The following is a 21,894-nucleotide window of genomic DNA, read 5'->3' on the forward strand; positions in this document are numbered from 1 at the left end:
TCAGCCGCGCGGGGGCTCTCCGCCCGCGGCCATCCCCCGATGGCGGCAGGGGGAACAGAGTCTCAGCATGGTGGCGAGAACGCGTCAGGTGCGCTCGCTCACCTCTCGAAGGTCTGCTGCGTAGCGATCAAAGACGGGCGCGAAGTCGGGGAGCGACGGCGCGATCAGCGGCACGAGCATTCCCCTGAGCTCCTCCGTCATGGTGAAAGTGCAGCCGTGGTCGGTCTGCGCGATCGAGAAAGTGCGATCGCCTCGGAACAGGGGAAGTGAGCCGTCGCGCCACACCATCCGATGCGGCGGCTGCCACTCGACGACGCGCGGGCGGAAGGTGCGGCCCGGCGCGACCGGCACGCGAATAGCGATGCGCTGCCCCGGTGCGATCGTGCCGTCAATGCTGTCGACCGTCGAGTTCCAGCTCACGTGATCCGCAGCATCCACGAGATGATTCCAGACCACGTCGGGCGCAGCGGCGATCGCGACCTCCACCGAGACGACGCTGCGGAAGACCGAGCGCTCTGCGGTCGCCGTCACGAGGTCGGCCCCGCCGCGCGCACGCGGTTGTTGCGCGCGTTGTGCTCGAGTTCCACGAGCCCGAGTGCTTCGAGCAGGGGCGGAAGGTACATGCCGAACCGTCCCCGCATACCCTTCTTCTGGCCGTACCACCCACCCACGGGGTTCCGCGGCGAGCGCGCCCAGGCCTCCACGGAGCCGACGGCCGGCTCTTTCTGCTCATCGGCAGAGCCCAGCGGCATCCAGTCACCGTGCTCCAGCAGCATCGCGTGAAGATCGTCGATCGCGCGCGCCAGATACGTGAGCCGCGTCGACCCGACGGTGCACACAAGCATCGCCGGCTCAACCGAGTCGTCGCGATGCATCGTGTAGGTCGACGTGCGCGGTGGTGTCGTCAAGACCCAGGGGTCGTCGGGTGTTCCCGCTCCAGACCAGTGCTCTGCCACTTTGAGACCTCCTCCGCTCGATGGCGCCGGATGGCGCCCCCGATCAGTGTCGGCCGAGGCGCGCGCTCTCGTCTTGTACGAAGACGACCACGTTGGGCGCGAAGTCAGATGGCCCCTCCTCGGGGTAGTACCCGCGATACCCGCGCGGCACGCCACCGCTGAACAGTCGGAAGTCTCGGATGAAGTGAGCCTGGTCGTAGTAGCCCGCATCCGCCGCCACATCGCCGAGGGTCACCCCCGGGTCGTCCATGAGACGTCGTAGCGCAGTCTGGAAGCGCACGACGCGACCGACAGTGCTAGGGGGAAAGCCCAGGCCGCGCGCGAAGAGTCGCTCGACCTGCCGTGGAGAGACCCCCGCCGTGTCGGCGAGCTCGCCGAGCGGAGCCCGGCCACTCGCCTCTACGAGCGCGGTGAGCGCCGCCTCGAACGCCGCCTGAGCCGAGTCGAGGCGCAGACGCGACGCGAAGAACTCGTCGAGGAATCGGCCCGCGCTCGCGAGGTCGTGCGAGGCGCGCAGCGAGGCCTCCAGGTCGAGCGCCTCGGCACCCCAGACATCGCGCGGCGGGGGCGTAAGGCCGCTCCACCGATCGAGCCGGGCCCGGGTGAACGGTGCGAGCCCACCCAGGCGGAACCGGACGCCGGTGATCGTGACGGCGCCCCGCTGCTCGATCCGGATCGGGACAAGGCGCTGCGCGTCGAGGCTCGAGGTGGAGATCTCGACAGTCTCGCCGCCGATGATCTCGCGCCGGTACGGTGCGCCCATGTTGAAGACGAGGTCGGCGCGCGCATCGACGAAGGCGTCGACGCGGAGGTCCACCTCTTCGCCGGGGACGTGCGAGACCGACCAGTAGTTCTCGATGTAGGGCCGCAGTTCGTGCGCGGGTTCCCTCAGCCGATACATGACCACAGGATGTCATGCGCCGGGGTAATGGTGACGAGCGGAGACGGAGGGATTTGAACCCTCGGTCCCCTAAACGGGGACTCCACCTTAGCAGGGTGGTGCACTCGGCCGGACTATGCGACGTCTCCTGGCTGAAGCATCCCCCACTATAGCCGCTCGCGGGTGACGCTTCACACGGGTCAGTTCGAGACCGCGCAGGTGTAGTCGGCGGCCGTCTGGCCCTTCACTCCGGCGATCACCTCTGCCGGCTCCTCCTCCTCAAGCGGGGGCACGGTCGGCGACGCCGACCCGCTCGGAGCGGGCGTCGAGGGCTGCGGCTGGGGCGCATTCGGGTCGAGCGTCGAGCCGACCCCCGTCTCGCCCTCCTCGAGCAAGAACGACTCGTCGTTGCGGATCTTCTCAAAGAGTGCGAAGGCCTGCGATTCGATCGGCTGCACCTTGCCGGCATACACCCCCGAGCCACCCGTCGTGCCCGGGTACTGAACAAACGTGATGTTCTCGGTCGGGATGTCCTTGAGCACGAGGGCCATCGACACCATCGTGTCGACGCTCGCGAGACTGCTCGAGAGCTGCATCGACGACGTGGCGACGGTCGCCAGGCCGTACAGCTTCGTGATGTCGGTCAGCACGCCCTCGGTCTGTACCTTGCGAATGAGCGACGACAGGTACACCTGCTGCGAGCTGATCCGACCGAGGTCACTGCCGTCGCCGACACCGTGGCGAGACCGCAGGAAGGCGAGCGCCTCGCGGCCCTCCAGGCTGTACGTGCCCGCTTCGGCGATCTTCAGGCCCGTGTACGGGTCGTTGATGGGGCCGTCGATGCAGACGTCCACGCCGCCGACGGCCGACGACAAGCGCGCGACACCGTTGAACGAGATGACGCCCGCGTAGGGCACGTCGAGGCCCGTCAGAGCCTCGACGGTGAGCACCACGCAGCTCAGGCCCCCGTAGGACATCGCCACATTGATGGGCTGCGCCGACATCGCGAAGTAGCTTCCGCCGTCGGGGTTCGGGCACGACGGGATCGGCACGACCATGTCGCGCGGGATGCTCACCGCGACCGCCGACTGCTGATCCTCCGCCACGTGCACGAGGATGTTCACGTCGTTGAGCACGGCGCCGCCACGGTCGGCGCCGTCGGACTGACCCTCGGCGTTGTCGATGCCGACGAGAAGGACGTTGAAGCCACCCTCCCACTCGCCGACGGTCGGGATCACGCGCTCCTCGCCCTCCGCATCGACGAGATCGACGACGTCGATGTTCTCGTTGAGCTGGTTGACCGCGATCGCCGCGACGGAGACCCCGCTCACGAGCACGACCGCCATCGTGCCGCCGAGCACCGCGAGGAGCGTCTTCCACGCGCTGTGCCGCTTGAGTCGGCCGTGGCGGACGGTCGCGGTCGGCAACGACCGACTCGCGCGATCGCGAATCTGCTCAGTCATGCGGTCTCCTCGTGCACACGGTCACGGTGCGGGCGTGCGGCCCGACGGGGCGGGTGTCGCGAGCGGAGGGCGTGGGATTCGAACCCACGAGACATTTCTGCCCACTGGTTTTCAAGACCAGCTCCATCGGCCGCTCGGACAGCCCTCCTTGGTGGTCAGAGAGAAGAGTACCCGACCGTGCCTAGAGAGCGTCCGGGAGCGTGGCAAGGGCCGTGGCCAGGCCGTCCTCGGTGTCCGTCCCGGTGACCTCGGACGAGACCGCGATGACCTCCTCGGGAGCCTGGCCCATGGCCACGCCGCGCCCACCGCCGGCCGTCGCCCAGTCGAGCATCTCGATATCGTTGCGGCCGTCGCCCACGCACAGCACCCGTTCTCGGGGAATGCCATGAGCATCCCGCACCCTCTCGAGGGCCGTCGACTTGTTGACGCCGTCCGGCGCGATGTCGAGCCACGCCGTCCAGCCGACGTTGTAGCTGACCTGGTGAAGGCCCATGAGCTCGACCGCCGCGAGGAACTCCTCCATCGCGTGCCCGGGAGAGATGACGACCACGCGCGTGGCCGGTTCGTGCGCGAGCCGCTCGAACGGCACCTCCTCGCTCACGGCCCCCAGCGCTCCGTCGGGGAAGGAGCCGTGGAAGCGATACAGCCCCTCCTCGTTCTCCACCGCGTAGTTCGCGTGGGTCAGGTGGGGCCGGATGCGCTCCAGCACCTCCGAGGCATCGAACGTCTCGACATGGTCGCGTCGGTATCCGGTGGGTGCTTCCTCGTCACGCCGTAGCGTGATCGCACCGTTCGAGCACACGACGTACTCGGGTGCGATGCCCAGGCGGTCGAGAATGGGAAGCGTCATCGCGACGGAACGCCCGGTGGCGAGCATGACCTCGTGCCCGCCGTCGCGAACGCGCTGCACCTCCTTCCGCACGGCGTCGGCCAGCGTGCCGTCCTCGTGCAGAACCGTGCCGTCGATATCGAGGGCGACGAGCCACTTCTTGCTCACGCGGCTGGCTCCAGCAGGGCGAGGCCGCCCAGGTAAGGGCGCAGCACCTCGGGCACAACGACCGAGCCATCGGCCTGCTGGTGAGTCTCGAGAATCGCGACGAGCCAGCGCGTCGTCGCCAAGGTGCCGTTGAGTGTCGCGACCGGTGCCGTCTTGCCGCTCTCCGTGCGGTAGCGGGTGTCGAGACGGCGCGCCTGGAAGGTCGTGCAGTTGCTCGTGCTCGTCAGCTCGCGGTAGGCATTCTGCGTCGGAACCCAAGCCTCGACGTCGAACTTGCGCGCGGCGCTCGTGCCGAGATCACCGGCGGCCACGTCGATGACGCGATAGGCGAGGCCGAGCGCGCTCAGCATCCCCTCCTGCAGGGCCAACAGGGCCTCGTGCTCAGCAACCGCGTGCTCCGGGTCCACATAGCTGAACATCTCCAGCTTCTGGAACTGGTGCACGCGGATGATGCCGCGGGTGTCTTTGCCGTAGCTGCCCGCCTCGCGCCGGTAGCACGTCGACCATCCGGCGTAGCGCAGCGGGCCACCGGAGAGATCGAGGATCTCATCCGCGTGGTAGCCGGCGAGCGCCACCTCGCTCGTGCCGGTGAGATACAGATCGTCATCGCGCAGTCGGTACACCTCATCGGCGTGCTCGCCGAGGAAGCCGGTGCCCGACATCACCTCCGGCGTGACAAGCGTCGGGGTGATCATGGGCGTGAAGCCGGCCGCGAGCGCACGATCGAGGGCGAGGTTCATGATCGCGAGCTCGAGACGCGCGCCGACGCCCTTGAGGAAGTAGAAGCGCGAGCCCGAGACCTTCACACCCCGCTGCAGGTCGATCGCGTCGAGCAGCTCGCCGAGCTCGACATGGTCACGCGGCTCGAAGTCGAAGCGCGGCACGGTGCCCTCCTCCCGCAGCGTGACGAAGTCGGCCTCACCGCCCGCCGGCACGCCATCGAGCACGAGGTTCGGCAGGCCGCCGACGACGCGAGCGAACTCCTCCTCGGCCGCCGTCGACTCGTGCTGCGCCTGCTTGACGCGCGCCGACAGCTCTTGAGCCTGCGCGACGAGAGCCGCCTTCTCCTCTGCAGGGGCGGCAGCGACAGACTTGCCGAACGCGTTCTGCTCTGCGCGCAAAGACTCGAAGGCGGTGATCGCCTCTCGCCGCGCCTGGTCTGCCGCGATCGCTTCGTCGACGAGCTCCACCGGCGCCCGCCGGGCCTCCTGCGAGCGTCGCAGGGAATCCGGATTCTCGCGCAGCAGCTGGGGGTCGATCACCCTCCTAGTCTGTCACGCGCCCCGACCGGGAATCGCGCGGCGTGACCCCTGCAGCATGCTCTACCCTGACGCCATGGCCACTGCTGGTGCCTCTGCCGACCCCTCGCGTCTCGGCGTCATCGTCAACCCGACCAAGGTCGAACTGACAGAGCTGCGGCGCACGATCGCCGCGGCGGAGAACGAGCACGGCTGGGCCGAGTCGCTGTGGCTCGAGACGAGCGTCGACGACCCCGGTCAGGGTGTCGCGGGCACGGCAGTCGAGGCGGGCGTCACCGCCGTGCTCGTCGCCGGGGGCGACGGCACCGTGCGAGCCGTGTCGGAAGGGCTCGTCGACACCGGAATGCCCATGGTGCTCATGCCCGCAGGCACCGGCAACCTCCTGGCCCGCAACCTGGGCGTGAGCGTGAACCGCATGAAGGATGCCGTGGGTACGGCGTTCACGGGCGAGGACCACGCGATCGACGCCGGCATCGCGGAGATCACCCGCGAAGGCGGCCAGGTCGAGGCCCATGCCTTCGTCGTCATGATCGGCATCGGTCTCGACGCGAAGATGATCGCGGCAACGAACGCCGACCTCAAGAAGCGCGTCGGCTGGCTCGCCTACGTCGAGGCGATCGCCCGCATCTTCAAGGACGTCAACGCGGTGCGCCTGCGCTACACGCTCGACGGCTCCTCGCCGCGGTCGACAAGCGCTCACACCGTGCTCATCGGCAACTGCGGCGCCCTGCCGGGCGGTGTGCTCATCCTGCCCGAGGCGAAGATCGATGACGGCCTGCTCGACGTCGTCGCCATGCGCCCGCGCAATCTCTGGGGATGGATCCGCGTCGGAACGGCGCTGGTCTGGGAGAACGGCGTGCTGCACAAGTCGCGGGTCGGCCGGCGCATCCTGGCCGCCGACAAGCGCGTGCGCGCCCTGCGCTACTTCCAGGGCCGCGACATGACTCTCGGCTTCGACAAGCCGGAGGAGTTCGAGATCGATGGTGAGGAGATCGGCCTCGTCACGAATGTCGCCGTTCGGGTCGCTCCCGCCGCCCTCATCGTGCGCATCCCGAAGGGCCAACGCGACCGGCTCGGGCCGCCGGCCTCGGGTCGCGACAGCTAGACCCCCGGTTCCCCCGAGAGGATGCCCCGCAGCCAGTCGCGCGCATCGGCGAAGACCTCGTCGCCGTACTCCTGCACGAACTCGACCTGAGCCTTGTCTGCCCGCGGGTACGACCCCAGGAAGATGACTCGGGGGCTGAAGCGCCGCAGCCCCAGCAGCGCATCGGCCACCCGTTCGTCGTGGATGTGCCCGTCGAGGTCGATGACGAAACGGTAGCGGCCGAGGGAGTCGCCGATCGGCCGCGATTCGAGCAGGCTCATGTTGACCCCGCGCGTGGCGAACTGCTCGAGCATCTCGAGCAGCCGACCCGGCCCGTCATCCGGCAGCTCGGCGATGATGCTCGTCTTGTCGGCGCCGGTGCGCTCGGGAATCGCGAGGCTGCGGCTCACGAGAGCGAACCGCGTCACAGCGTTCGGGTTGTCGCCGATCTGCCGCGCCAGCACCTCGAGCGCGTGGTGGTCGGTGATGCCGGGCGGCGCGACCGCTGCCTGGGCGAGCTCGTTCTCGAGCAGCCCCGCGGCCGCGGCCACGTTCGACGGGGCGGGAATGTGACCGTGGTCAGGCAGAGCAGTCTCGAGGTATCGCCGGCACTGCGCGTAGGCGACGGGGTGCGCCGAGACGACCCGCACCTCTTCCATCCGCACGCCCGGCCGGGCGACGAGCACGAAGTTCACCGGCACCAGGTACTCGCCGATGATGCGCAGGCCCGGCACGGTGGCGAGCGCGTCCTGCGTGGCGCTCACGCCGCCCTCGACGGAGTTCTCGATCGCGATCATCGCGCCGATGCTGCGCCCCGAGGTCACGTCGTCGAGCGCCTCGCCGACGTTGCTCACGCTGCGCCAGGTGGCGCCCGCGGCTTCGGGCACCTGGCGCAGGGCTTCCCACGTGAACGTGCCGATCGGGCCCAGGTAGGAGTACACCGGGGCCTGGTCGGAGTGCTCGCTCATGCTCGGAAGTCTATTGCCGAGCATCCCATCCCTCGTGCTCCCTGCGAACTCCTGCACAGGTCACGGTGCGGTGGTTGGATGGGCGCATGACCGAACGCGCTGGAACACCCGCCCGCCCGGACGACCTCATCGACGTCGACGCCCTGCTGGGGGCGTACGACGACCTCGAACCCGACCTCGATGACCCGGCGCAGCGGGTCGTGTTCGGTACGAGCGGGCACCGCGGCTCGAGCCTCGACGCGGCCTTCACCGATACGCACATCGCCGCCATCACCCAGGCGATCGTCGAGTACCGCGCCGATCAGGGCACGCGCGGCCCGATCTTCGTGGGCGCCGACACGCACGCGCTCTCCGCCCCGGCCCAGCGCACCGCCCTCGAGGTGCTCGCCGCGAACGGCGTGACCGCGCTCGTCGACGCGCACAACGACTGGGTGCCCACCCCCGCGCTCAGCCACGCGATTCTGCGGGCGAATCGGGATGCCCCCACCGATGCGCAGCACGACGGCATCGTCATCACCCCGAGCCACAACCCGCCCCGCGACGGCGGTTTCAAGTACAACCCTCCCCACGGCGGGCCGGCGGACTCGGAGGCGACGAGCTGGATCGCCCGCCGCGCCAACGAGCTCATCGGCGGCGGCAACCGCGATGTGCGACGCCAGGTCGCCGTCGACACGCAGCCCTACGACTTCCGCGGCCACTACGTCGACGACCTCGGCACCATCCTAGATCTCGACGCGGTGCGCGCGAGCGGTCTGCGCATCGGCGCCGACCCGCTCGGCGGCGCCGCCGTGAACTACTGGGCGCTCATCGCCGAGCGCTACGGTCTTGATCTCACGGTCGTGAACCCGACGGTCGACCCGCGCTGGGGCTTCATGACCCTCGACTGGGACGAGAAGATCCGCATGGATCCGTCGAGCCGGCACGCGATGGCGAGCGTACTCGCGCACCGCCACGACTTCGATCTGCTGACCGGCAACGATGCGGATGCCGACCGGCACGGCATCGTGACCCCCGACGCCGGGCTCATGAACCCCAACCACTACCTGGCGGTCGCGATCGAGTACCTGTATACGCATCGGCCCGGATGGCGCGCGGACGCGGCGGTCGGCAAGACTCTCGTGTCGAGCACGATGATCGACCGCGTCGCCGACGGCCTGGGGCGACGTCTGTGGGAGGTGCCGGTCGGGTTCAAGTGGTTCGTGCCGGGGCTGCTCGACGGCTCGGTCGCGTTCGGCGGGGAGGAGAGCGCGGGAGCAAGCTTCGTGCGCACGGACGGCACGGTGTGGACGACCGACAAGGACGGCATTCTGCTGGCGCTGCTCGCATCCGAGATCACGGCCGTCACCGGGCAGACACCCTCCCAGATCTACGCGGACCTCACCGACCGCTACGGCGACCCCGCGTACGAGCGCGTGGATGCTCCCGCCACCGCCGCGCAGAAGACCGCGCTCGGCTCGCTGCAGGGCGACGCGATCACCGCAGAGGAGCTCGCGGGCGACCCGATCACCGCGCGCCTCTCGGAGGCACCAGGCAACGGGGCGGCGATCGGCGGCCTCAAGGTGTCGACGCACCGGGCCTGGTTCGCGGCGCGACCCAGCGGCACGGAGGACGTCTACAAGATCTACGCCGAGTCCTTCGGCGGCCCCGATCACCTGGCGCAGGTGCAGCGCGAGGCGAAGGCGATCGTCGACGCCGCGCTGGGCGGAGCGTGAGCGCGCGGCGCGACCCGGTCGAGGCGCATGCGCTGAGCCGAGCCGAGCGCTTCGCCGCGTGGGATGGGATCACCCCGCAGCAGTTGAGTGCCGGCGGCGGCATGAAGTGGTCGCTCTTCCCCGGCACGCTCGGCGCGTGGGTCGCCGAGTCCGATCTCGGCACGGCTCCCGCGGTCACGGCGGCGCTGCACGAGGCGGTGGAGCGCGGCGACCTCGGCTACCTGCCGCGAGGCGTCTCGCGCGAGCTCTCGCGGGCGACCGCGGGGTGGCTCGTCGAGGAGACAGGGTGGGATCCAACGCCGGAGCGCGTGCATCCGATCGCCGACGTCATCCAGGGCCTCGACTACGCGATCACGCACTACACGCGGCCGGGGTCGGCGGTCGTCGTGCCGACGCCCGCCTACATGCCGTTCCTGACCTTCCCGGCGTCGCTCGGTCGGGAGGTCGTGGAGGTTCCGCACGCCGTCGACGCGGGGCGCCACACCCTCGACCTCGACGCGATCGATGCTGCTCTGGCCGCGGGGGCGGGTCTCGTGCTGCTGTGCAACCCGCTCAATCCCGGTGGGCGGGTGTTCGAGCGTGCCGAGCTGGAAGCTCTGGCGGCCGTCGTCGAGCGGCACGGTGCGCGCGTGTTCTCCGATGAGATCCACGCCCCGATCGTGTTCGGCGGCAGGCGCCACGTGCCGTATGCGAGTGTGAGCGACGTCACCGCGCACCACACCGTCACGGCGATCTCGGCGTCGAAGGCGTGGAACCTGCCGGGGGTCAAGTGCGCGCAGTTCATCACGAGCAACGACGCCGACGAGGAGGTGTGGCAGAGCCTCGGGCCGATGGCCAGCCATGGCGCGAGCACGCTCGGCGTCATCGCCAACACGGCCGCCTACGACCACGGCCGGGAGTGGCTCGCCGACGTGGTCGACTACATCGACGGCAACCTCGCGCTTCTCGGCGAGCTGCTCGCTGATCGACTGCCGGAGGTCGGCTACCGCCGACCGGAGGGCACCTACATCGCCTGGCTGGATGCCTCCGCGCTCGGCCTGGGCGAGCATCCGGCGACGGTGATCCGCGAGCGCGGCGGGGTGTCGCTCACCGAGGGCACGGCCAGCGGGCGGGCCGGTGCCGGTCACGTGCGCATGATCCTGGCCACGCCGCGGCCTCTTGTGGAGCAGCTCGTCGACGGCATCGCCCGCGCCGCCGGGCGCTGACGCTGCCGTTCGGATCGCCGGGACGCGTCAGCCCGCGTAGGTGGGCGCCGGCGGCAGCCCGAAGAACTCTTCGAGCGTGCGGATGCCCGACTCGCGCAGCTCGGTCGCGAGCTCGACCCCGACGTACCGGTAGTGCCACGGCTCGTACTCGTAGCCGGTGATGTCGGTGTAGCCGGCGGGGTATCGAAGGTGGAAGCCGAACCGGTGCGCGTTGGCGGCGAGCCACTGGCCGTGCGGGGTGTCGCCGAAGCACTGATCGAGAGGGCAGACGGAGGGCACGGAGCTGAGGTCGATCGACAGCCCGGTCTGGTGCTCGCTGTGCCCGGGCCGCGCGCTCGTGAGATCGGCCGCGCTCTGGCCGAGTCGATCGACCCACCCCTGGTAGATGCGCACCTGCGAGTCGTAGCTCCTGTATGCACTCTGCGACTGCAGCTCGAGACCGGCCTCCTCGCGGGCGGCTGCGAGCATCTCAACGGCGGCATCCGCCGCGTCCTGCCGCAGATACGGCTCGTACACGTACGGAACGTTCACGAACACGAGATCGCTCGGCGCATAGCTCTGCGGTTGCAGCGGGCGCAGCTTGTTCGCGACGACCCAGAGGGAGTCGGGGTCGTCGATGGACCTCGCTTCGCGGTCGAAGCTCGGGGTCGGCGTGGGCGTGGGGGTGGGCGTGGGCGTCGGGGTGGGAGATGCGACCGAGGCGCTGGGCGTCGGCACAGGCCCACGGTCGACCGCGCAGCCCGCGAGCAGAACCAGCGCTGCCGCCGCAGCGACAGCGCTCCGCATGACCCGAGCACTCACTCTAGAAAGCCTACTGCGGGCGGAATCCGCCGAGGCCTGAGGGCGCTGCCATGGCCGCTCGCTAGGGTGTGCGGCATGAGTCTGACCGTCACCCACGAAGCCGACGCCGACCGCTACGCCGCCTACGACGGCGACGAGCTGCAGGGCTGGATCATCTACGACCACGCAGGGGGCACGCTACGCCTTCTCCACGCCGAAGTGCCGCCGCTCAAGCGCGGCAAGGGCGTCGGCGGTGCGGTGGTTCAGGCGATCCTGCAAGAGCTGCGCGAGACGACGAGCGACCCCGTGCAGCCGATCTGCGGCTTCGTCGCCTCCTGGATGCGTCAGCACCCCGAGTACGCCGACCTCTCCTCGCGGCGCTGATCGCCTCCGCTCCCTTTACACTGTTGCCATGAGTCGCGGTCGCGCCATTCTCTCCGCCGTTCTCGTCGCGCTCGGGGCGATCGCCTACGGTGTCTCGCCCGTCGACGTGATTCCCGAGCTCCTCGTCGGGCCCCTCGGCTTCGGCGATGATCTTGCCGTTCTCGCGGGGGCCGGCTTCGCCATCTGGAAGCTCCTGAGCGGCCGTAACCCTCGGCGCTCCGCCGCAGGTGCCGGCCCTCAGCCCGGCGCGCAGCCCGACCCGCACTACGAGCAGAAGCCGCGCCCGCCGGAGTAGCAGAGCTGAGGCGAGCCAGCGCCGCACTCAGTCGCGCAGCGGCAGCACGACCGGGCGCTGGGAGGCTCCGAGCCGGTGGATCCGCACGTCGAGCCCGTAGACCCGGCTCACGCGCTCGGCCGTCATGACGTCCGCGGGCGCGCCCAGCGCGTCCAGCCTTCCCTCGGCGAGCAGGGCGATGCGGTCGGCGTAGGCGCCGGCGAGCGAGAGGTCGTGCACGACGACGACGACCGCGCGACCCTGCGCGGCCAGATCGCGCGCAACCCGCATGACCTCCTCCTGGTGCCGGAGGTCGAGCGCCGCGGTCGGCTCGTCGAGGAGGACGATGTCGGTGGATTGCGCGAGGACGCGGGCGAGGGAGACCCGCGCTTGCTCGCCGCCGCTGAGCGACGTGAAGCGGCGGCCGAGCAGGTGCTCCACGTCGGCCGCCTCGACCGCACGGATGACCGCCTCGCGGTCTTCGTCGGGCGTTGAGTTGCGCATCCACGGATTTCGGCCCATCTGCACGATCTCGATGACGCGGAACGGGAAGCTCACCGCGTTGGACTGCGTGAGCACGGAGCGGAGGCGGGCGAGCTCGAGTGCTCGGTAGTCGCCGATGGGGCGGCCGAGCAGCGTCACCTGGCCCTGATCGGGTAGTGCGTCGCCGCTGAGCACGGAGAGCAGCGTTGACTTGCCGGCTCCGTTCGGGCCCACGAGGGCGAGAATCTCCCCGGCGCGCACCTGCAGGTCGATGTCCGAGAGGATGCTCCGGCCGTCGCGGCGCACACCCACTCCCCTGGCCTCGATGAGGGGGGCCCCGCGCGCGCTCATGCCCAGCCTCCGCTGCGGCGGCGCTGCCGCCAGAGCAGGTAGAAGAAGAAGGGGCCGCCGATGAGCGAGGTGAGCATGCCGATCGGCAGCTCGGCACCTGCGACGAGCGTGCGGGTGAGCAGATCGGCAAGCACGAGAAGTGCGCCGCCGCCGACGGCGCTCGCGACGATGAGGCCGCGATGCGCGGGCCCGATGATCATGCGGATGATGTGCGGCACGACGAGACCGACGAACGCGATGATGCCCGTGAAGGCGACGGCGACCCCTGTCAGCAGCGCCACGAGCACGATCGAGACGAGGCGCAGGCGCTCCACGTTGACGCCGAGGTGGCGCGCGTTCCGCTCGCCGAGCGCGAGAAGGTCGAGCCGCTGGGAGAGGAGGATCGCGGCGATCACGCCCGCGACGCCGACCGCTGCGACGATCACCACCTGCGACCAGAGGGAGCCGGCGATGGAGCCCAGCTGCCAGAACACGATCTGCTCGCGGCTCGCCGTGTCGGCGACGAACAGCACGAAGGCGATGCCCGCCTGGGCGAAGGCGTTGATCGCGATGCCGGTGAGCAGCAGCGTGACGACCTCGGTGCGCCCGCCAGCCCGGGAGACGACGTACACGAGGAGCGTCGCGAGCAGCGCGCCGAGGAAGGCGAACACGGCGATGCCAGCGCCGCCGAGCACGGACGCCCCCAGCACGATGGCCGTCGCCGCTCCCAGAGCCGCGCCGGAGGACACCCCGACGACGCCGGGCTCCGCGAGCGGGTTGCCGAAGATCGCCTGCATGACGGCGCCGGCGACGGCGAGCGCCGCACCGACGAGCAGGCCCATGAGGATGCGCGGGAACCGCACGACCCACAGGGTCGACTCCACGATGGGGTCGGTGGGCGCCCACGCGGTGTCGAGGCCGACGGCACGCAGCAGCGACCCGGCGACCTCGGTCGGCGTGACGGCCAACTGCCCGGTGATGGCCGACAGCACGATGCCGCCGACGACGACGCCGGCGAGCAGGAACGTGAGGCCGACGGCCCGGATGCGCGGTCTCACGGAACGCGCTGGATCCAGTCCTCCGTGGAGAACTTCTCCGCGACGAGCTTCTCGACGCGCTCCATCTCCTCCGGTGCGAGCTCGCTGTCGGTGAGCCCGTTGAGCGAACGGAACGTGCCGACCAGGGTCTCGATGACCTCGTCTCGGGTGAGACCGGTCTGCGACTTGAGCGGGTCGACGCGCTTGTTGGCGCTCTTGACCCCCTTGTCGCTGAGCTTCTCCCGACCGATGCGCAGCACTTCGGCCATACGGTCGCCGTCCATGTCGTAGGCCATCGTGACGTGGTGCAGCACCGCGCCCGACCCGAGTCGCTTCTGCGCGGCGCCACCGATCTTGCCGGCGGAGCTCGCGATGTCGTTGAGCGGAACGTAACGGGCGTCGAGGCCGAGCTCGCGCAGCGCGACGATCACCCACTCGTCGAGGAAGGCGTACGACTCGGCGAAGCTCATGCCGTTCACGAGCTCGCTCGGGGCGTAGAGCGAGTAGGTGATGGCCGACTGCGGTTCGATGAACATTGCGCCGCCGCCGGAGATGCGGCGCACGATCTCGAAGCCGTAGCGGTCGGCGTTGTCGCGGTCGACCTCGTTGCTCACCGACTGGAACGAGCCGATGACGACAGCGGGGCTCTTCCACTCCCAGATGCGCAGGGTGGGGCCGCGCGAGCCGTCGGCGACGCACTCGGCCAGCACCTGATCGAGCGCCATCTGCTGCAGCGGAGCGAGCGCCGGGCCGCGCAGCAGCTGCCAATCGTAGTCGGCGAAGGCCGTCGCGCTCGACAGGGCGCGACGGATCGTCGTCGCGACCGCCTCGGCGCTGAAGCCGAGGAGGACCGCATCGTCGGGCAGGGCATCCGCGATGCGCGCCGTGAGCGTCTGTGCATCAGACGCGGTGGGCATGCCGCGCACCGCCGCCTCGATCGCCGGGATCGTCTCGTCGGGCTCGACGAAGAAGTCGCCGGCAAGACGGAACATGCTGATGCGGTCGTCGCTCACCGCGAGGTCGACGACGACGAGCTTGCCGCCGGGAACCTTGTACTCTGCGTGCAGTGCCTCACCGTGCATGAACCCAGCCTATTGCGCCGCGCTGTGCCCGCACCGGGCGACGAGGAATGCGGTCAGCGGCGTAGGGTGCGGGCATGGACCCGATCGCCCTGCACCTGCCCACGATGGCCGACCACCTGCTGGCCCTGGCCACCGAGAACCCCCAACGGCGCGCGTCGCAGCGCATCGACCTTGACCACGGCACGCTGCGCATGACGGCGATCGGATTCGCCGAGGGCGGCGAGCTGCCCGACCACCGCAACCCCGGCGAGGCTGTGCTGCAGGTCGTTCGGGGGCGTGTGCGCCTCAGCGACGCGACCCGCACGATCGATCTGGATGCGGGGATGATCGCGCGCATCCCCGACGGTCTCCACCGGCTCGATGCTCTCGAGCCGAGCGTGGTCGTGCTGACGGCGATCTCGACTCCCGAGGGGGAGAGGCCCGCCAGCACGCAGGTCTAGGAGCCGGGAAACAGCCGGTCGTCGAGCCAGGCGATGAGGTCGGCGCGCACCTCTACCTGATTGGTCTCGTTGAAGACCTCGTGGCGGGCGCCCGCGTAGACGACGAGCTCGACATCGGTGAGGCCACCGCGCTGCAGGTAGGCGTCGGCGAGCTTCTTGACACTCGCCTCGCCGCCGAGCGGGTCGTCGTCTCCCACCATGATGAGCAGGGGCACCGGCCGCTCGACGCGCTTCGGGGTGCCGAAGAGGCGTAGGCCGTCGCGGAGGCCGAACAGCTGCAGCACCTTCGCGTCGGTCGTGAGCGGGTCGGCCGCGAAGGCCTCCGACACGGCCGGGTCCCGGCTGAGCCACTCGGCGCCCGTGGTGCCGAGGTGCTTGTGCCGCGCGTTGAGGTCGCCGCCGTTCATCGCGAACGGCGTGCGGTAGGCGGTACCGGTGAGCACCACGGCGTCCCACGGCACCGCTCCCTCGTTGAGCAGGTTCTGGGCCATGAGCGAGCCCCACGAGTGGCCGATGAGCGCGAAGGGGAGGTCGGGGTGGTCGAGGCGCACCAGTTCGGCGAGGTCGAGCAGATTCTGCTGCGTCGCCTGGAGGCCGCCGACGCCGAGCCGGCCGATCTTGCTGAGGTCGCCGTTCCAGTACTCGACACCGGTCTGCCCGTGGCCGCGATGATCGTCGGCGTAGACCACGTACCCGGCGCTCACGAGGGACTGGGCGAGCACCTCGTATCGCAGCGCGTGCTCGCCGACCCCGTGCGCGAGCTGCACGGCACCGCGCGGCTTGCCGGGCGCCCACACGTAGTAGTGCACGACGACGCCGTGCGCATCGGTGAAGGTGCGGTGCTCGCGCTCGGCGATGAATGTCGGCATGATGGATCCTCCTGACGCCCATCGTAGGCCTCGGGCGTTTATTAGCCCAGGTAATGAGCTAGGCTAACGACTCTATGGCGACTACCACCGACCCTGACGAGGAGCTGCGCGTCCTGCTGCAGCAGGTTGCCCGGCGCATCCGTGCAGAGCGGGCTGGCAGCGGTGTGACCGACAGCCAGTTGAGCGTGCTGTGGCGGCTCTCCTCCGCAGGGCGCTCGACTCCCGGCGCGCTCGCCGAGCACGAGCGGGTGAGCCCCCCGAGCATCAATCGCACCCTCAACGGCCTCGAGGCCTCCGGCTTCATCACGCGCGAGCCGAGCAGCGATGACGCACGCCAGGTGTGGGTGACGATCACCGCTGCCGGGCAGGAGTTGGTCGCGGAGACGCGTCGGCTGCGCAACGCCTGGTTCCACGAGCAGCTGGAAGCGCTCACCGCCAGCGAGCGGCGAGCGCTCGAAGCGGTGCGGCCCATCCTGCGCCGCCTCGCCAGTTCGTGAACGCGATGTTCCGATCCCTCGCCGGGATCAACTACCGCATCTGGTTCATCGGCGCGCTGGTGTCGAACATCGGCACCTGGATGCAGCGCACCGCGCAGGACTGGTACGTGCTCACCGAGCTCACCAATGCCGACGCTGCCGCCGTCGGAATCACCATGGCCCTGCAGTTCGGCCCCGCGCTCGTCATCGGGCCCGCGGCCGGCATCATCGCCGACCGGATGCCCGGCCGCCGTTTGCTCGCGATCACGCAGACCGCCCAGGCCCTGCTGGCGCTCGCGCTCGGGCTCATCATCGTGCTCGGCATCGCCGAGCTCTGGATGGTGTACCTGCTCGCCCTCGGTCTCGGCATCGCCACCGCGGTCGACGCGCCGGCTCGCCAGACCTTCGTCGGCGAGCTGGTCGCGACCTCCGAGCTGCCCAACGCCGTCGCCCTCAACTCCGCCTCGTTCAACACGGCGCGACTCATCGGCCCCGCGGTCGCCGGAGTGCTGACCGTGCTCGTCGGTGCCGGTTGGGTGATCCTCGTCAACGTCGCCACCTTCGCCGCCATGCTCGTCGCGCTCGGCCTGCTGCGCGCCGACGCCCTGCAGCCCATGCAGAAGACGAGTCGCGGGCGCGGGCAGCTGCGGGCGGGCATCCGGTATGTCGCACGCCGGGCCGATCTTGTCGTCGTCTTCACCATGGTGTTCCTCGTCGGCACCTTCGGCTTCAACTTTGCGATCTTCACCGCCACGATGGCACGCGTCGAATTCGACCGAGGGGCGGGCGCCTTCGGCCTGCTCTCCTCCATCATCGCGATCGGCTCGGTGGCCGGCGCGCTGCTCTCGGCTCGTCGCGAGCGGCCGCGCCTGCGCGTCATCGTGCTCGCCGCTCTCGGCTTCGCCCTCTCGATGGTGATCGCCGCGCTCATGCCGACCTTCGAGCTGTTCGCGATCGTGCTTATCCCCATCGGCTATTTCGCGCTGACCATGATCACGAGCGCGAACGCTTACGTGCAGTCCACGACGCGCGCGAGCATTCGCGGCCGCGTCATGGCGCTCTACCTGACCATCTTCATGGGCGGCACCCCCGTCGGGGCCCCCGTGCTCGGGCTCGTCGCCAACGAGCTCGGGGCGCGCTGGGCGATGGGCGTGGGTGCCCTCGCCGCAACCCTCGCCGCCCTCGTCGCCGTGCTGTGGATGCGCTCCACACGCGACCTGCGCATCCGGCGCGGGCTCAACGACGACCCGTGGTGGCGACTACGGGTGCGCTACGACGGCGACGACTTCGAGCGTCGCATGCGCGACCTCGACACCGCGACGACCGAGATCGCCATCATCGAGGCCGAGGTGCGCAAGACCTAGGCGTACCACCTTCGCGCAGGCACGTTACGCCCGCGGCTCCCACTCGACACTGTGTCCGTCGTCGTCGAGGATGGCGACGCCGTAGGGCTCCAGATCGACCGGTGCGCCATCGAGTTCGATGGCGATGGCCTGCGGAGAGTGACTGATGACAAATCGGTGACGTCCACGCCGCACGACCTCGCCGTTGTCGACGGCGATCGCATCCTCCAGCACCCGCGTCCCCGCGAGCAGTCGCTCGATCAGCCAGGTACGGGTGGCCTCGTCGGGCAGAGTCGCGCAGTAGAGAGCGAGACCCGTGCCCGCGGTGCGCTCGGTGATGGCTGGATGGCCCTGCAGGGGCCCCGAGGCGAATCGCGCCACCGCGTCGGCTCCGGTCAGGATCAGCCGCTCGCTCCATACGGTGCCCGAACCCTCTTGCGGGCGACCTCCCGCGAGACGAACCGCGTCATCGGCGACGGTGCCCGGCAGCGGGAGGGGGAAGAACTCGTCGATGCGCACTCCGAGCGTGTCGGCCAGCGGGCCGAGATAGCCTCCGGGCGTGAGCCGGCCCTCCGCATCCGTGATGCCTGACTGGTAGCCGACCAGCAGACGGCCCCCCGACTCGGCGAAGGCGCTGAGCGTTTCCAGAGTCTCCGACGCCGCGACGAACAGGCTCGGAACAATAACCGCCGTGTACTCCCGCAGGTCCGACCGCGGGTTCACGAAATCGACGGCAATGCCGGCGTCGTAGAGCGTGCGATACCAGGCGCGGACGCCCCCGAGATAGTCGATCGTGGTCGGAAGAGCCGACTGCTCGATGCCCCACCACGAGTCCCAGTCGAGAATGATGCCGACCGCACTGCGAGTCGGAGCATCCAGCCCATCGCCCAACTGCTGGAGTTCCGCACCGAGTGCGCACACCGCCTTCCACGAGACCGACTCGGTGCCCGTGTGCGGAAGCATCGCGGAATGGAAACGCTCCGCACCGCGCTCCGACTGGCGCCACTGAAAAAACAGGATGCCGTCGGCTCCTCGGGCCACCGCCTGGTAGGAGAGTGCCCGCATCATTCCCTCCGGCTTGGCCGCGTTGGACGGACGCCAGTTGACGGCACCCACCGCCTGCTCCATGAGCACCCAGGGTTTCCCGCCTGCGAGTGACCGCATGAGGTCGCGGGTCATGGCGGCGAGATAGGGCGAGTCGGGGTCACTCGGGTCGGGATAGCAGTCGTCGCTGATGACGTCGAGCTCGGCCGCCCAGGCCCAGTAGTCGAGAGGCTTGAAGAACCCCATGAAATTCGTCGTGATCGGCACAGCGGGGCTCACCGCACGAACGGCCGCGATCTCCTCACGAAGAACTCCGAGAAGCTCGTCCGAGGAGAAGCGATCGAAGTCCAGCAGCTGCGACGGGTTGCGGAAGATCGGAGCCGCGCTCGGTACTGTCACCTCATCGAACGATCCGTAACGTTGCGACCAGAAAGCGGTGCCCCAGGCCCGATTGAGGGCTTCGACGGTGCCGTACTTTTCCATGAGCCAGCCACGGAACCTCGCTGCCGAGGTCTCGCAGTAACACCGGCTGACATGGCACCCGTACTCGTTGTTGATGTGCCACATTTCGAGTGCGGGATGGTCGGCGTAGCGTCGCGCGACTTCTCCCGCCAAACGGGTGGCCAACCGTCGGTAGTCGGGTGAACTGGGGCAGTAATGCTGACGCGAACCCCGCTGCAGGCGCACTCCCGTCTCCGTGAGCGGGAGAGACTGAGGATACCGATGGCTCAGCCACGGCGGGGGCGATGCGGTTGCGGTCGCCAGATCGACGCGAATGCCCGCCGCATGGAGTGAGTCCATCACGCGGTCGAGCCACGCGAACGTGTAGGTGCCCTCCTCGGGCTCCAGCATCGCCCACGAGAACACGCCGATGGTGACCATCGAGACGCCGGCCTGCTGCATGAGTTCGACATCGTCGACCCACACCGACTCATCCCACTGCTCGGGGTTGTAGTCCCCGCCGAACCAGATTGTCATGGTCTGCATTACTCCTTCGTGCTTCCGGCGGCCAGGCCCGACTGCCAGTACCGCTGCAGATACAGAAAGGCCACGATGAGAGGGATGATCGAGACGAAGGAACCGGTGATGACCGTGGAGAAGACCGCGGTCGACCCCCCGCCACCAGTCGACAGTGCCTGCAGTTGCGCGAGGCCCACGGTGAGCGGATAGAGGTCGCTCGACGACAGCATGATCAAAGGCAGGAAATAGTTGTTCCAGACGCCCACGAGCGAGAACAGGAAGACCGTCACCATCCCTGGGCCCATGAGGCGCACGCCCACCGAGAGGAAGATGCGGAACTCGGACGCACCGTCGATGCGTGCAGCCTCGATCAGGCTGTCGGGCACCGAGTCGGCGGCGTAGACCCGCATAAGGTAGACGCCAAAGGGGCTCACGATCGATGGGATGATGATCGCGAGCGGGGTGTTGACGAACCCAAGGTTGGCGAAGACGAGATAGGTCGGCAGCGCGAGCGCCGTCGCGGGAATCATGATCGACCCGAGTACGGCGCTGAAGATGAGCCGGCGGCCGGGAAACTCGAACTTCGCGAAGGCGTAGCCCGCCGCGGTCGCGAGCACGGTCGCCCCGATCGCGCTCACGCCCGCGTAGAGCACAGTGTTGCCGGTCCATCGCCAGAACGCGCCGTCGCGGAACGCGAACAGGTCTGCCAGGTTATTGAAGAAGTTGAACTCGTCGCCGAAGGCGAACCCGAAGGTCGTGAAGAGGTCGGAGTTGTCCTTCGTCGAGGCGATCGTGAGCCACAGAAGAGGTAGCAGGAAGTAGGCGACGCCGAGCCACACGAGGGCCGTGAGGAGCACACTGCGACGATTGCGGGGATCTCTTCGCAGAGGAATTGTTGTCGCGATCCTGCTCATGAGCGGCCTCCCGATCTGTTCCCGGAGAGCTGCACGACGTAGGAGATGATCATGATCACGAAGCCGAGGATGAACGCGACGGCGGCCGCATAATTGACGTCCTGGAAGGTGAACGCGAGCGTGTACGCATAGAGGTTGGGCGTGTAGGCCGTTCCAATCACGTTGGGGGCGATCGTCGACAAGAGGCGCGGCTCGGTGAAGAGCTGGAAGCTGCCGATGACCGAGAAGATCAGAGTGAGCATGATCGCGGGTCGGATGGCGGGGATCTTGATGCTCCACGCGATGCGCACCGCTCCGGCGCCGTCGATCTCGGCTGCCTCGTAGAGCTCGACCGGGATCGCGCGGAGCGCGGCGTACATGATGATCATGTTGTAGCCCACGAACGACCACGTGACGATGTTCATCATCGAGAACAGCATGAGATCACTCGAGAGCAGGTCGGGTGCTGGCACCCCGAAGAGACCGATGGTCTGCGAGATCGGCCCGAAGTCGTCGCCGTAGAGGTAGCCCCACATCATCGTGGCGACAACGCCCGGCACGGCGAAGGGCACAAAGATTGCGAGCCGCGAGAATCGGCTCCCCCGGAGGCGACCACTGTCGATAGCGAGCGCGAAGACGAGCGCCAGACCGAGCATGACGGGCACCTGGATGACGAGGAAAACGGCCACGCGGCCGACACCGCCGAGGAAAAGCGGGTCGGTGAGCGCTTTGCCGAAGTTAGCAAGCCCGATGAACTGCTCGCCGCCGATGAGGCGGGTCTGGAAAAGACTGAGGTAGCCGGCGTAGACCAAGGGAGCGATCACCATGGCAGCGAACACCACGAGGAAGGGCGTGACGAGCGCGTATGCGGTGATGATGAGCTTGCGCCGCTGCGGGCTCGGTGGCCGCAGGGCACGTGTGCTGCCAGACATCATTGTCATGACGTGCTTTCTCGTGTCGGGGTCGACAGGGCGG

Annotated in this window: 23 protein-coding genes and 2 tRNA genes; 8 read left to right on the forward strand and 17 right to left on the reverse strand. The window is 69.0% G+C overall.

Features of this window, described 5'->3' with window-relative positions; translation table 11 throughout:
* Nucleotides 1-84 precede the first annotated feature (84 nt).
* From RJQ01_RS04865 to serS, 8 genes are all read right to left on the reverse strand, one after another.
* Nucleotides 85-531, reverse strand: coding sequence for an SRPBCC family protein (locus RJQ01_RS04865; RefSeq protein ID WP_350475600.1), 447 nt, complete (start codon nucleotides 529-531; stop codon nucleotides 85-87).
* Nucleotides 528-956 (reverse strand): DUF6855 family protein, encoded by a 429-nt coding sequence (locus RJQ01_RS04870; protein WP_350475601.1) that lies wholly within the window; start codon nucleotides 954-956, stop codon nucleotides 528-530. Before RJQ01_RS04870 ends, RJQ01_RS04865 begins: the two co-directional genes overlap by 4 nt.
* 43 nt (nucleotides 957-999) lie before the next feature.
* A complete protein-coding gene (locus RJQ01_RS04875) occupies nucleotides 1,000-1,857 on the reverse strand; it encodes a helix-turn-helix domain-containing protein (protein WP_350475602.1) in 858 nt (285 codons plus the stop codon).
* Between the two features lie 38 nt (nucleotides 1,858-1,895).
* Nucleotides 1,896-1,985: transfer RNA gene (locus tag RJQ01_RS04880), tRNA-Ser, on the reverse strand.
* Nucleotides 1,986-2,036: 51 nt separating this feature from the next.
* Nucleotides 2,037-3,299, reverse strand: a complete 1,263-nt coding sequence (locus RJQ01_RS04885) for an LCP family protein (RefSeq protein ID WP_350475603.1) — start codon at nucleotides 3,297-3,299, stop codon at nucleotides 2,037-2,039.
* Nucleotides 3,300-3,362: 63 nt separating this feature from the next.
* Nucleotides 3,363-3,447, reverse strand: a tRNA-Ser gene (locus tag RJQ01_RS04890).
* Nucleotides 3,448-3,480: 33 nt separating this feature from the next.
* Nucleotides 3,481-4,296 carry an HAD family hydrolase gene (locus tag RJQ01_RS04895; RefSeq protein WP_350475604.1) on the reverse strand — a complete coding sequence of 272 codons (816 nt, stop codon included), beginning with the start codon at nucleotides 4,294-4,296 and terminating at the stop codon, nucleotides 3,481-3,483.
* Entirely contained in the window at nucleotides 4,293-5,558 is a 1,266-nt protein-coding gene (serS, locus tag RJQ01_RS04900) for a serine--tRNA ligase (RefSeq protein ID WP_350475605.1), read from the reverse strand. The genes RJQ01_RS04895 and serS overlap by 4 nt, the downstream gene beginning before the upstream one ends.
* Before the next feature lie 73 nt (nucleotides 5,559-5,631).
* Between serS and RJQ01_RS04905 the strand changes: the two genes are divergently transcribed.
* Nucleotides 5,632-6,660 (forward strand): diacylglycerol/lipid kinase family protein, encoded by a 1,029-nt coding sequence (locus RJQ01_RS04905; RefSeq protein ID WP_350475606.1) that lies wholly within the window; start codon nucleotides 5,632-5,634, stop codon nucleotides 6,658-6,660.
* On the opposite strand, the gene pheA is transcribed toward RJQ01_RS04905, so the two are convergent.
* Nucleotides 6,657-7,607: a prephenate dehydratase gene (pheA, locus tag RJQ01_RS04910; protein ID WP_350475607.1), complete on the reverse strand. Its 951-nt coding sequence runs from the start codon at nucleotides 7,605-7,607 to the stop codon at nucleotides 6,657-6,659. The two genes, RJQ01_RS04905 and pheA, sit on opposite strands and share 4 nt — an antisense overlap.
* 86 nt (nucleotides 7,608-7,693) lie before the next feature.
* Between pheA and pgm the strand changes: the two genes are divergently transcribed.
* Both pgm and RJQ01_RS04920 read left to right on the forward strand, forming a co-directional pair.
* The gene (gene pgm / locus RJQ01_RS04915) at nucleotides 7,694-9,319 is read left to right on the forward strand and encodes a phosphoglucomutase (alpha-D-glucose-1,6-bisphosphate-dependent) (RefSeq protein WP_350475608.1); all 1,626 of its coding nucleotides are present in this window, start codon (nucleotides 7,694-7,696) and stop codon (nucleotides 9,317-9,319) included.
* Nucleotides 9,316-10,524: a MalY/PatB family protein gene (locus tag RJQ01_RS04920; RefSeq protein ID WP_350475609.1), complete on the forward strand. Its 1,209-nt coding sequence runs from the start codon at nucleotides 9,316-9,318 to the stop codon at nucleotides 10,522-10,524. Before pgm ends, RJQ01_RS04920 begins: the two co-directional genes overlap by 4 nt.
* 27 nt (nucleotides 10,525-10,551) lie before the next feature.
* Here the strand turns inward: RJQ01_RS04920 and RJQ01_RS04925 are convergent, their stop codons facing one another.
* A complete protein-coding gene (locus RJQ01_RS04925; protein ID WP_350475610.1) occupies nucleotides 10,552-11,325 on the reverse strand; it encodes a M15 family metallopeptidase in 774 nt (257 codons plus the stop codon).
* Nucleotides 11,326-11,400: 75 nt separating this feature from the next.
* Between RJQ01_RS04925 and RJQ01_RS04930 the strand changes: the two genes are divergently transcribed.
* Together RJQ01_RS04930 and RJQ01_RS04935 are read left to right on the forward strand one after the other, a co-directional pair.
* Nucleotides 11,401-11,688: a GNAT family N-acetyltransferase gene (locus RJQ01_RS04930; RefSeq protein WP_350475611.1), complete on the forward strand. Its 288-nt coding sequence runs from the start codon at nucleotides 11,401-11,403 to the stop codon at nucleotides 11,686-11,688.
* A 28-nt stretch (nucleotides 11,689-11,716) separates the two neighbouring features.
* Complete coding sequence (locus RJQ01_RS04935) at nucleotides 11,717-11,983, forward strand: YkvA family protein (RefSeq protein ID WP_350475612.1); 267 nt, start codon at nucleotides 11,717-11,719, stop codon at nucleotides 11,981-11,983.
* Between the two features lie 27 nt (nucleotides 11,984-12,010).
* Here the strand turns inward: RJQ01_RS04935 and RJQ01_RS04940 are convergent, their stop codons facing one another.
* From RJQ01_RS04940 to lplAB, 3 genes are read right to left on the reverse strand one after another with little or no spacing between them, the layout of a single operon-like run.
* A complete protein-coding gene (locus RJQ01_RS04940; protein WP_350475613.1) occupies nucleotides 12,011-12,796 on the reverse strand; it encodes a heme ABC transporter ATP-binding protein in 786 nt (261 codons plus the stop codon).
* Nucleotides 12,793-13,851, reverse strand: coding sequence for a FecCD family ABC transporter permease (locus tag RJQ01_RS04945; RefSeq protein ID WP_350475657.1), 1,059 nt, complete (start codon nucleotides 13,849-13,851; stop codon nucleotides 12,793-12,795). Before RJQ01_RS04945 ends, RJQ01_RS04940 begins: the two co-directional genes overlap by 4 nt.
* Nucleotides 13,830-14,879, reverse strand: a complete 1,050-nt coding sequence (gene lplAB / locus RJQ01_RS04950; RefSeq protein WP_350475658.1) for a lipoate-protein ligase LplAB — start codon at nucleotides 14,877-14,879, stop codon at nucleotides 13,830-13,832. Before lplAB ends, RJQ01_RS04945 begins: the two co-directional genes overlap by 22 nt.
* Before the next feature lie 89 nt (nucleotides 14,880-14,968).
* On the opposite strand from lplAB, the gene RJQ01_RS04955 reads away from it, so the two are divergent.
* A complete protein-coding gene (locus RJQ01_RS04955) occupies nucleotides 14,969-15,334 on the forward strand; it encodes a cupin domain-containing protein (RefSeq protein ID WP_350475614.1) in 366 nt (121 codons plus the stop codon).
* Here RJQ01_RS04955 and RJQ01_RS04960 read toward each other — a convergent pair.
* A complete protein-coding gene (locus tag RJQ01_RS04960; protein WP_350475615.1) occupies nucleotides 15,331-16,203 on the reverse strand; it encodes an alpha/beta fold hydrolase in 873 nt (290 codons plus the stop codon). The genes RJQ01_RS04955 and RJQ01_RS04960 overlap by 4 nt on opposite strands.
* Before the next feature lie 74 nt (nucleotides 16,204-16,277).
* Here RJQ01_RS04960 and RJQ01_RS04965 point away from each other — a divergent pair, with 74 nt between their 5' ends.
* Together RJQ01_RS04965 and RJQ01_RS04970 are read left to right on the forward strand one after the other, a co-directional pair.
* Nucleotides 16,278-16,700 (forward strand): MarR family winged helix-turn-helix transcriptional regulator, encoded by a 423-nt coding sequence (locus RJQ01_RS04965; RefSeq protein WP_350475616.1) that lies wholly within the window; start codon nucleotides 16,278-16,280, stop codon nucleotides 16,698-16,700.
* 5 nt (nucleotides 16,701-16,705) lie between these two features.
* Entirely contained in the window at nucleotides 16,706-18,043 is a 1,338-nt protein-coding gene (locus RJQ01_RS04970; protein WP_350475617.1) for an MFS transporter, read from the forward strand.
* 24 nt (nucleotides 18,044-18,067) lie between these two features.
* On the opposite strand, the gene RJQ01_RS04975 is transcribed toward RJQ01_RS04970, so the two are convergent.
* The 3 genes from RJQ01_RS04975 to RJQ01_RS04985 are packed head-to-tail and all read right to left on the reverse strand — an operon-like array spanning nucleotide 18,068 to nucleotide 21,860.
* Entirely contained in the window at nucleotides 18,068-20,044 is a 1,977-nt protein-coding gene (locus tag RJQ01_RS04975) for a beta-galactosidase (RefSeq protein ID WP_350475618.1), read from the reverse strand.
* A gap of 8 nt (nucleotides 20,045-20,052) precedes the next feature.
* The gene (locus RJQ01_RS04980) at nucleotides 20,053-20,940 is read right to left on the reverse strand and encodes a carbohydrate ABC transporter permease (protein ID WP_502885227.1); all 888 of its coding nucleotides are present in this window, start codon (nucleotides 20,938-20,940) and stop codon (nucleotides 20,053-20,055) included.
* Nucleotides 20,937-21,860 (reverse strand): carbohydrate ABC transporter permease, encoded by a 924-nt coding sequence (locus RJQ01_RS04985; RefSeq protein WP_350475620.1) that lies wholly within the window; start codon nucleotides 21,858-21,860, stop codon nucleotides 20,937-20,939. Before RJQ01_RS04985 ends, RJQ01_RS04980 begins: the two co-directional genes overlap by 4 nt.
* Between the last annotated feature and the right edge of the window lie 34 nt (nucleotides 21,861-21,894).

It is taken from the genome of Microcella sp. (assembly GCF_040286215.1).
Lineage (GTDB): Bacteria > Actinomycetota > Actinomycetes > Actinomycetales > Microbacteriaceae > Microcella.

Excerpts from the sequence above, each read along its gene's own strand:
- RJQ01_RS04875 (WP_350475602.1), bottom strand. The coding sequence starts at position 1,857 with ATGTATCGGCTGAGGGAACCCGCGCACGAACTGCGGCCCTACATCGAG.
- RJQ01_RS04885 (WP_350475603.1), bottom strand. The coding sequence starts at position 3,299 with ATGACTGAGCAGATTCGCGATCGCGCGAGTCGGTCGTTGCCGACCGCG.
- RJQ01_RS04905 (WP_350475606.1), top strand. The coding sequence starts at position 5,632 with ATGGCCACTGCTGGTGCCTCTGCCGACCCCTCGCGTCTCGGCGTCATC.
- pheA (WP_350475607.1), bottom strand. The coding sequence starts at position 7,607 with ATGAGCGAGCACTCCGACCAGGCCCCGGTGTACTCCTACCTGGGCCCG.
- pgm (WP_350475608.1), top strand. The coding sequence starts at position 7,694 with ATGACCGAACGCGCTGGAACACCCGCCCGCCCGGACGACCTCATCGAC.
- RJQ01_RS04930 (WP_350475611.1), top strand. The coding sequence starts at position 11,401 with ATGAGTCTGACCGTCACCCACGAAGCCGACGCCGACCGCTACGCCGCC.
- RJQ01_RS04935 (WP_350475612.1), top strand. The coding sequence starts at position 11,717 with ATGAGTCGCGGTCGCGCCATTCTCTCCGCCGTTCTCGTCGCGCTCGGG.
- RJQ01_RS04940 (WP_350475613.1), bottom strand. The coding sequence starts at position 12,796 with ATGAGCGCGCGCGGGGCCCCCCTCATCGAGGCCAGGGGAGTGGGTGTG.
- RJQ01_RS04955 (WP_350475614.1), top strand. The coding sequence starts at position 14,969 with ATGGACCCGATCGCCCTGCACCTGCCCACGATGGCCGACCACCTGCTG.
- RJQ01_RS04960 (WP_350475615.1), bottom strand. The coding sequence starts at position 16,203 with ATGCCGACATTCATCGCCGAGCGCGAGCACCGCACCTTCACCGATGCG.
- RJQ01_RS04965 (WP_350475616.1), top strand. The coding sequence starts at position 16,278 with ATGGCGACTACCACCGACCCTGACGAGGAGCTGCGCGTCCTGCTGCAG.
- RJQ01_RS04970 (WP_350475617.1), top strand. The coding sequence starts at position 16,706 with ATGTTCCGATCCCTCGCCGGGATCAACTACCGCATCTGGTTCATCGGC.
- RJQ01_RS04975 (WP_350475618.1), bottom strand. The coding sequence starts at position 20,044 with ATGACAATCTGGTTCGGCGGGGACTACAACCCCGAGCAGTGGGATGAG.
- RJQ01_RS04980 (WP_502885227.1), bottom strand. The coding sequence starts at position 20,940 with ATGAGCAGGATCGCGACAACAATTCCTCTGCGAAGAGATCCCCGCAAT.
- RJQ01_RS04985 (WP_350475620.1), bottom strand. The coding sequence starts at position 21,860 with ATGACAATGATGTCTGGCAGCACACGTGCCCTGCGGCCACCGAGCCCG.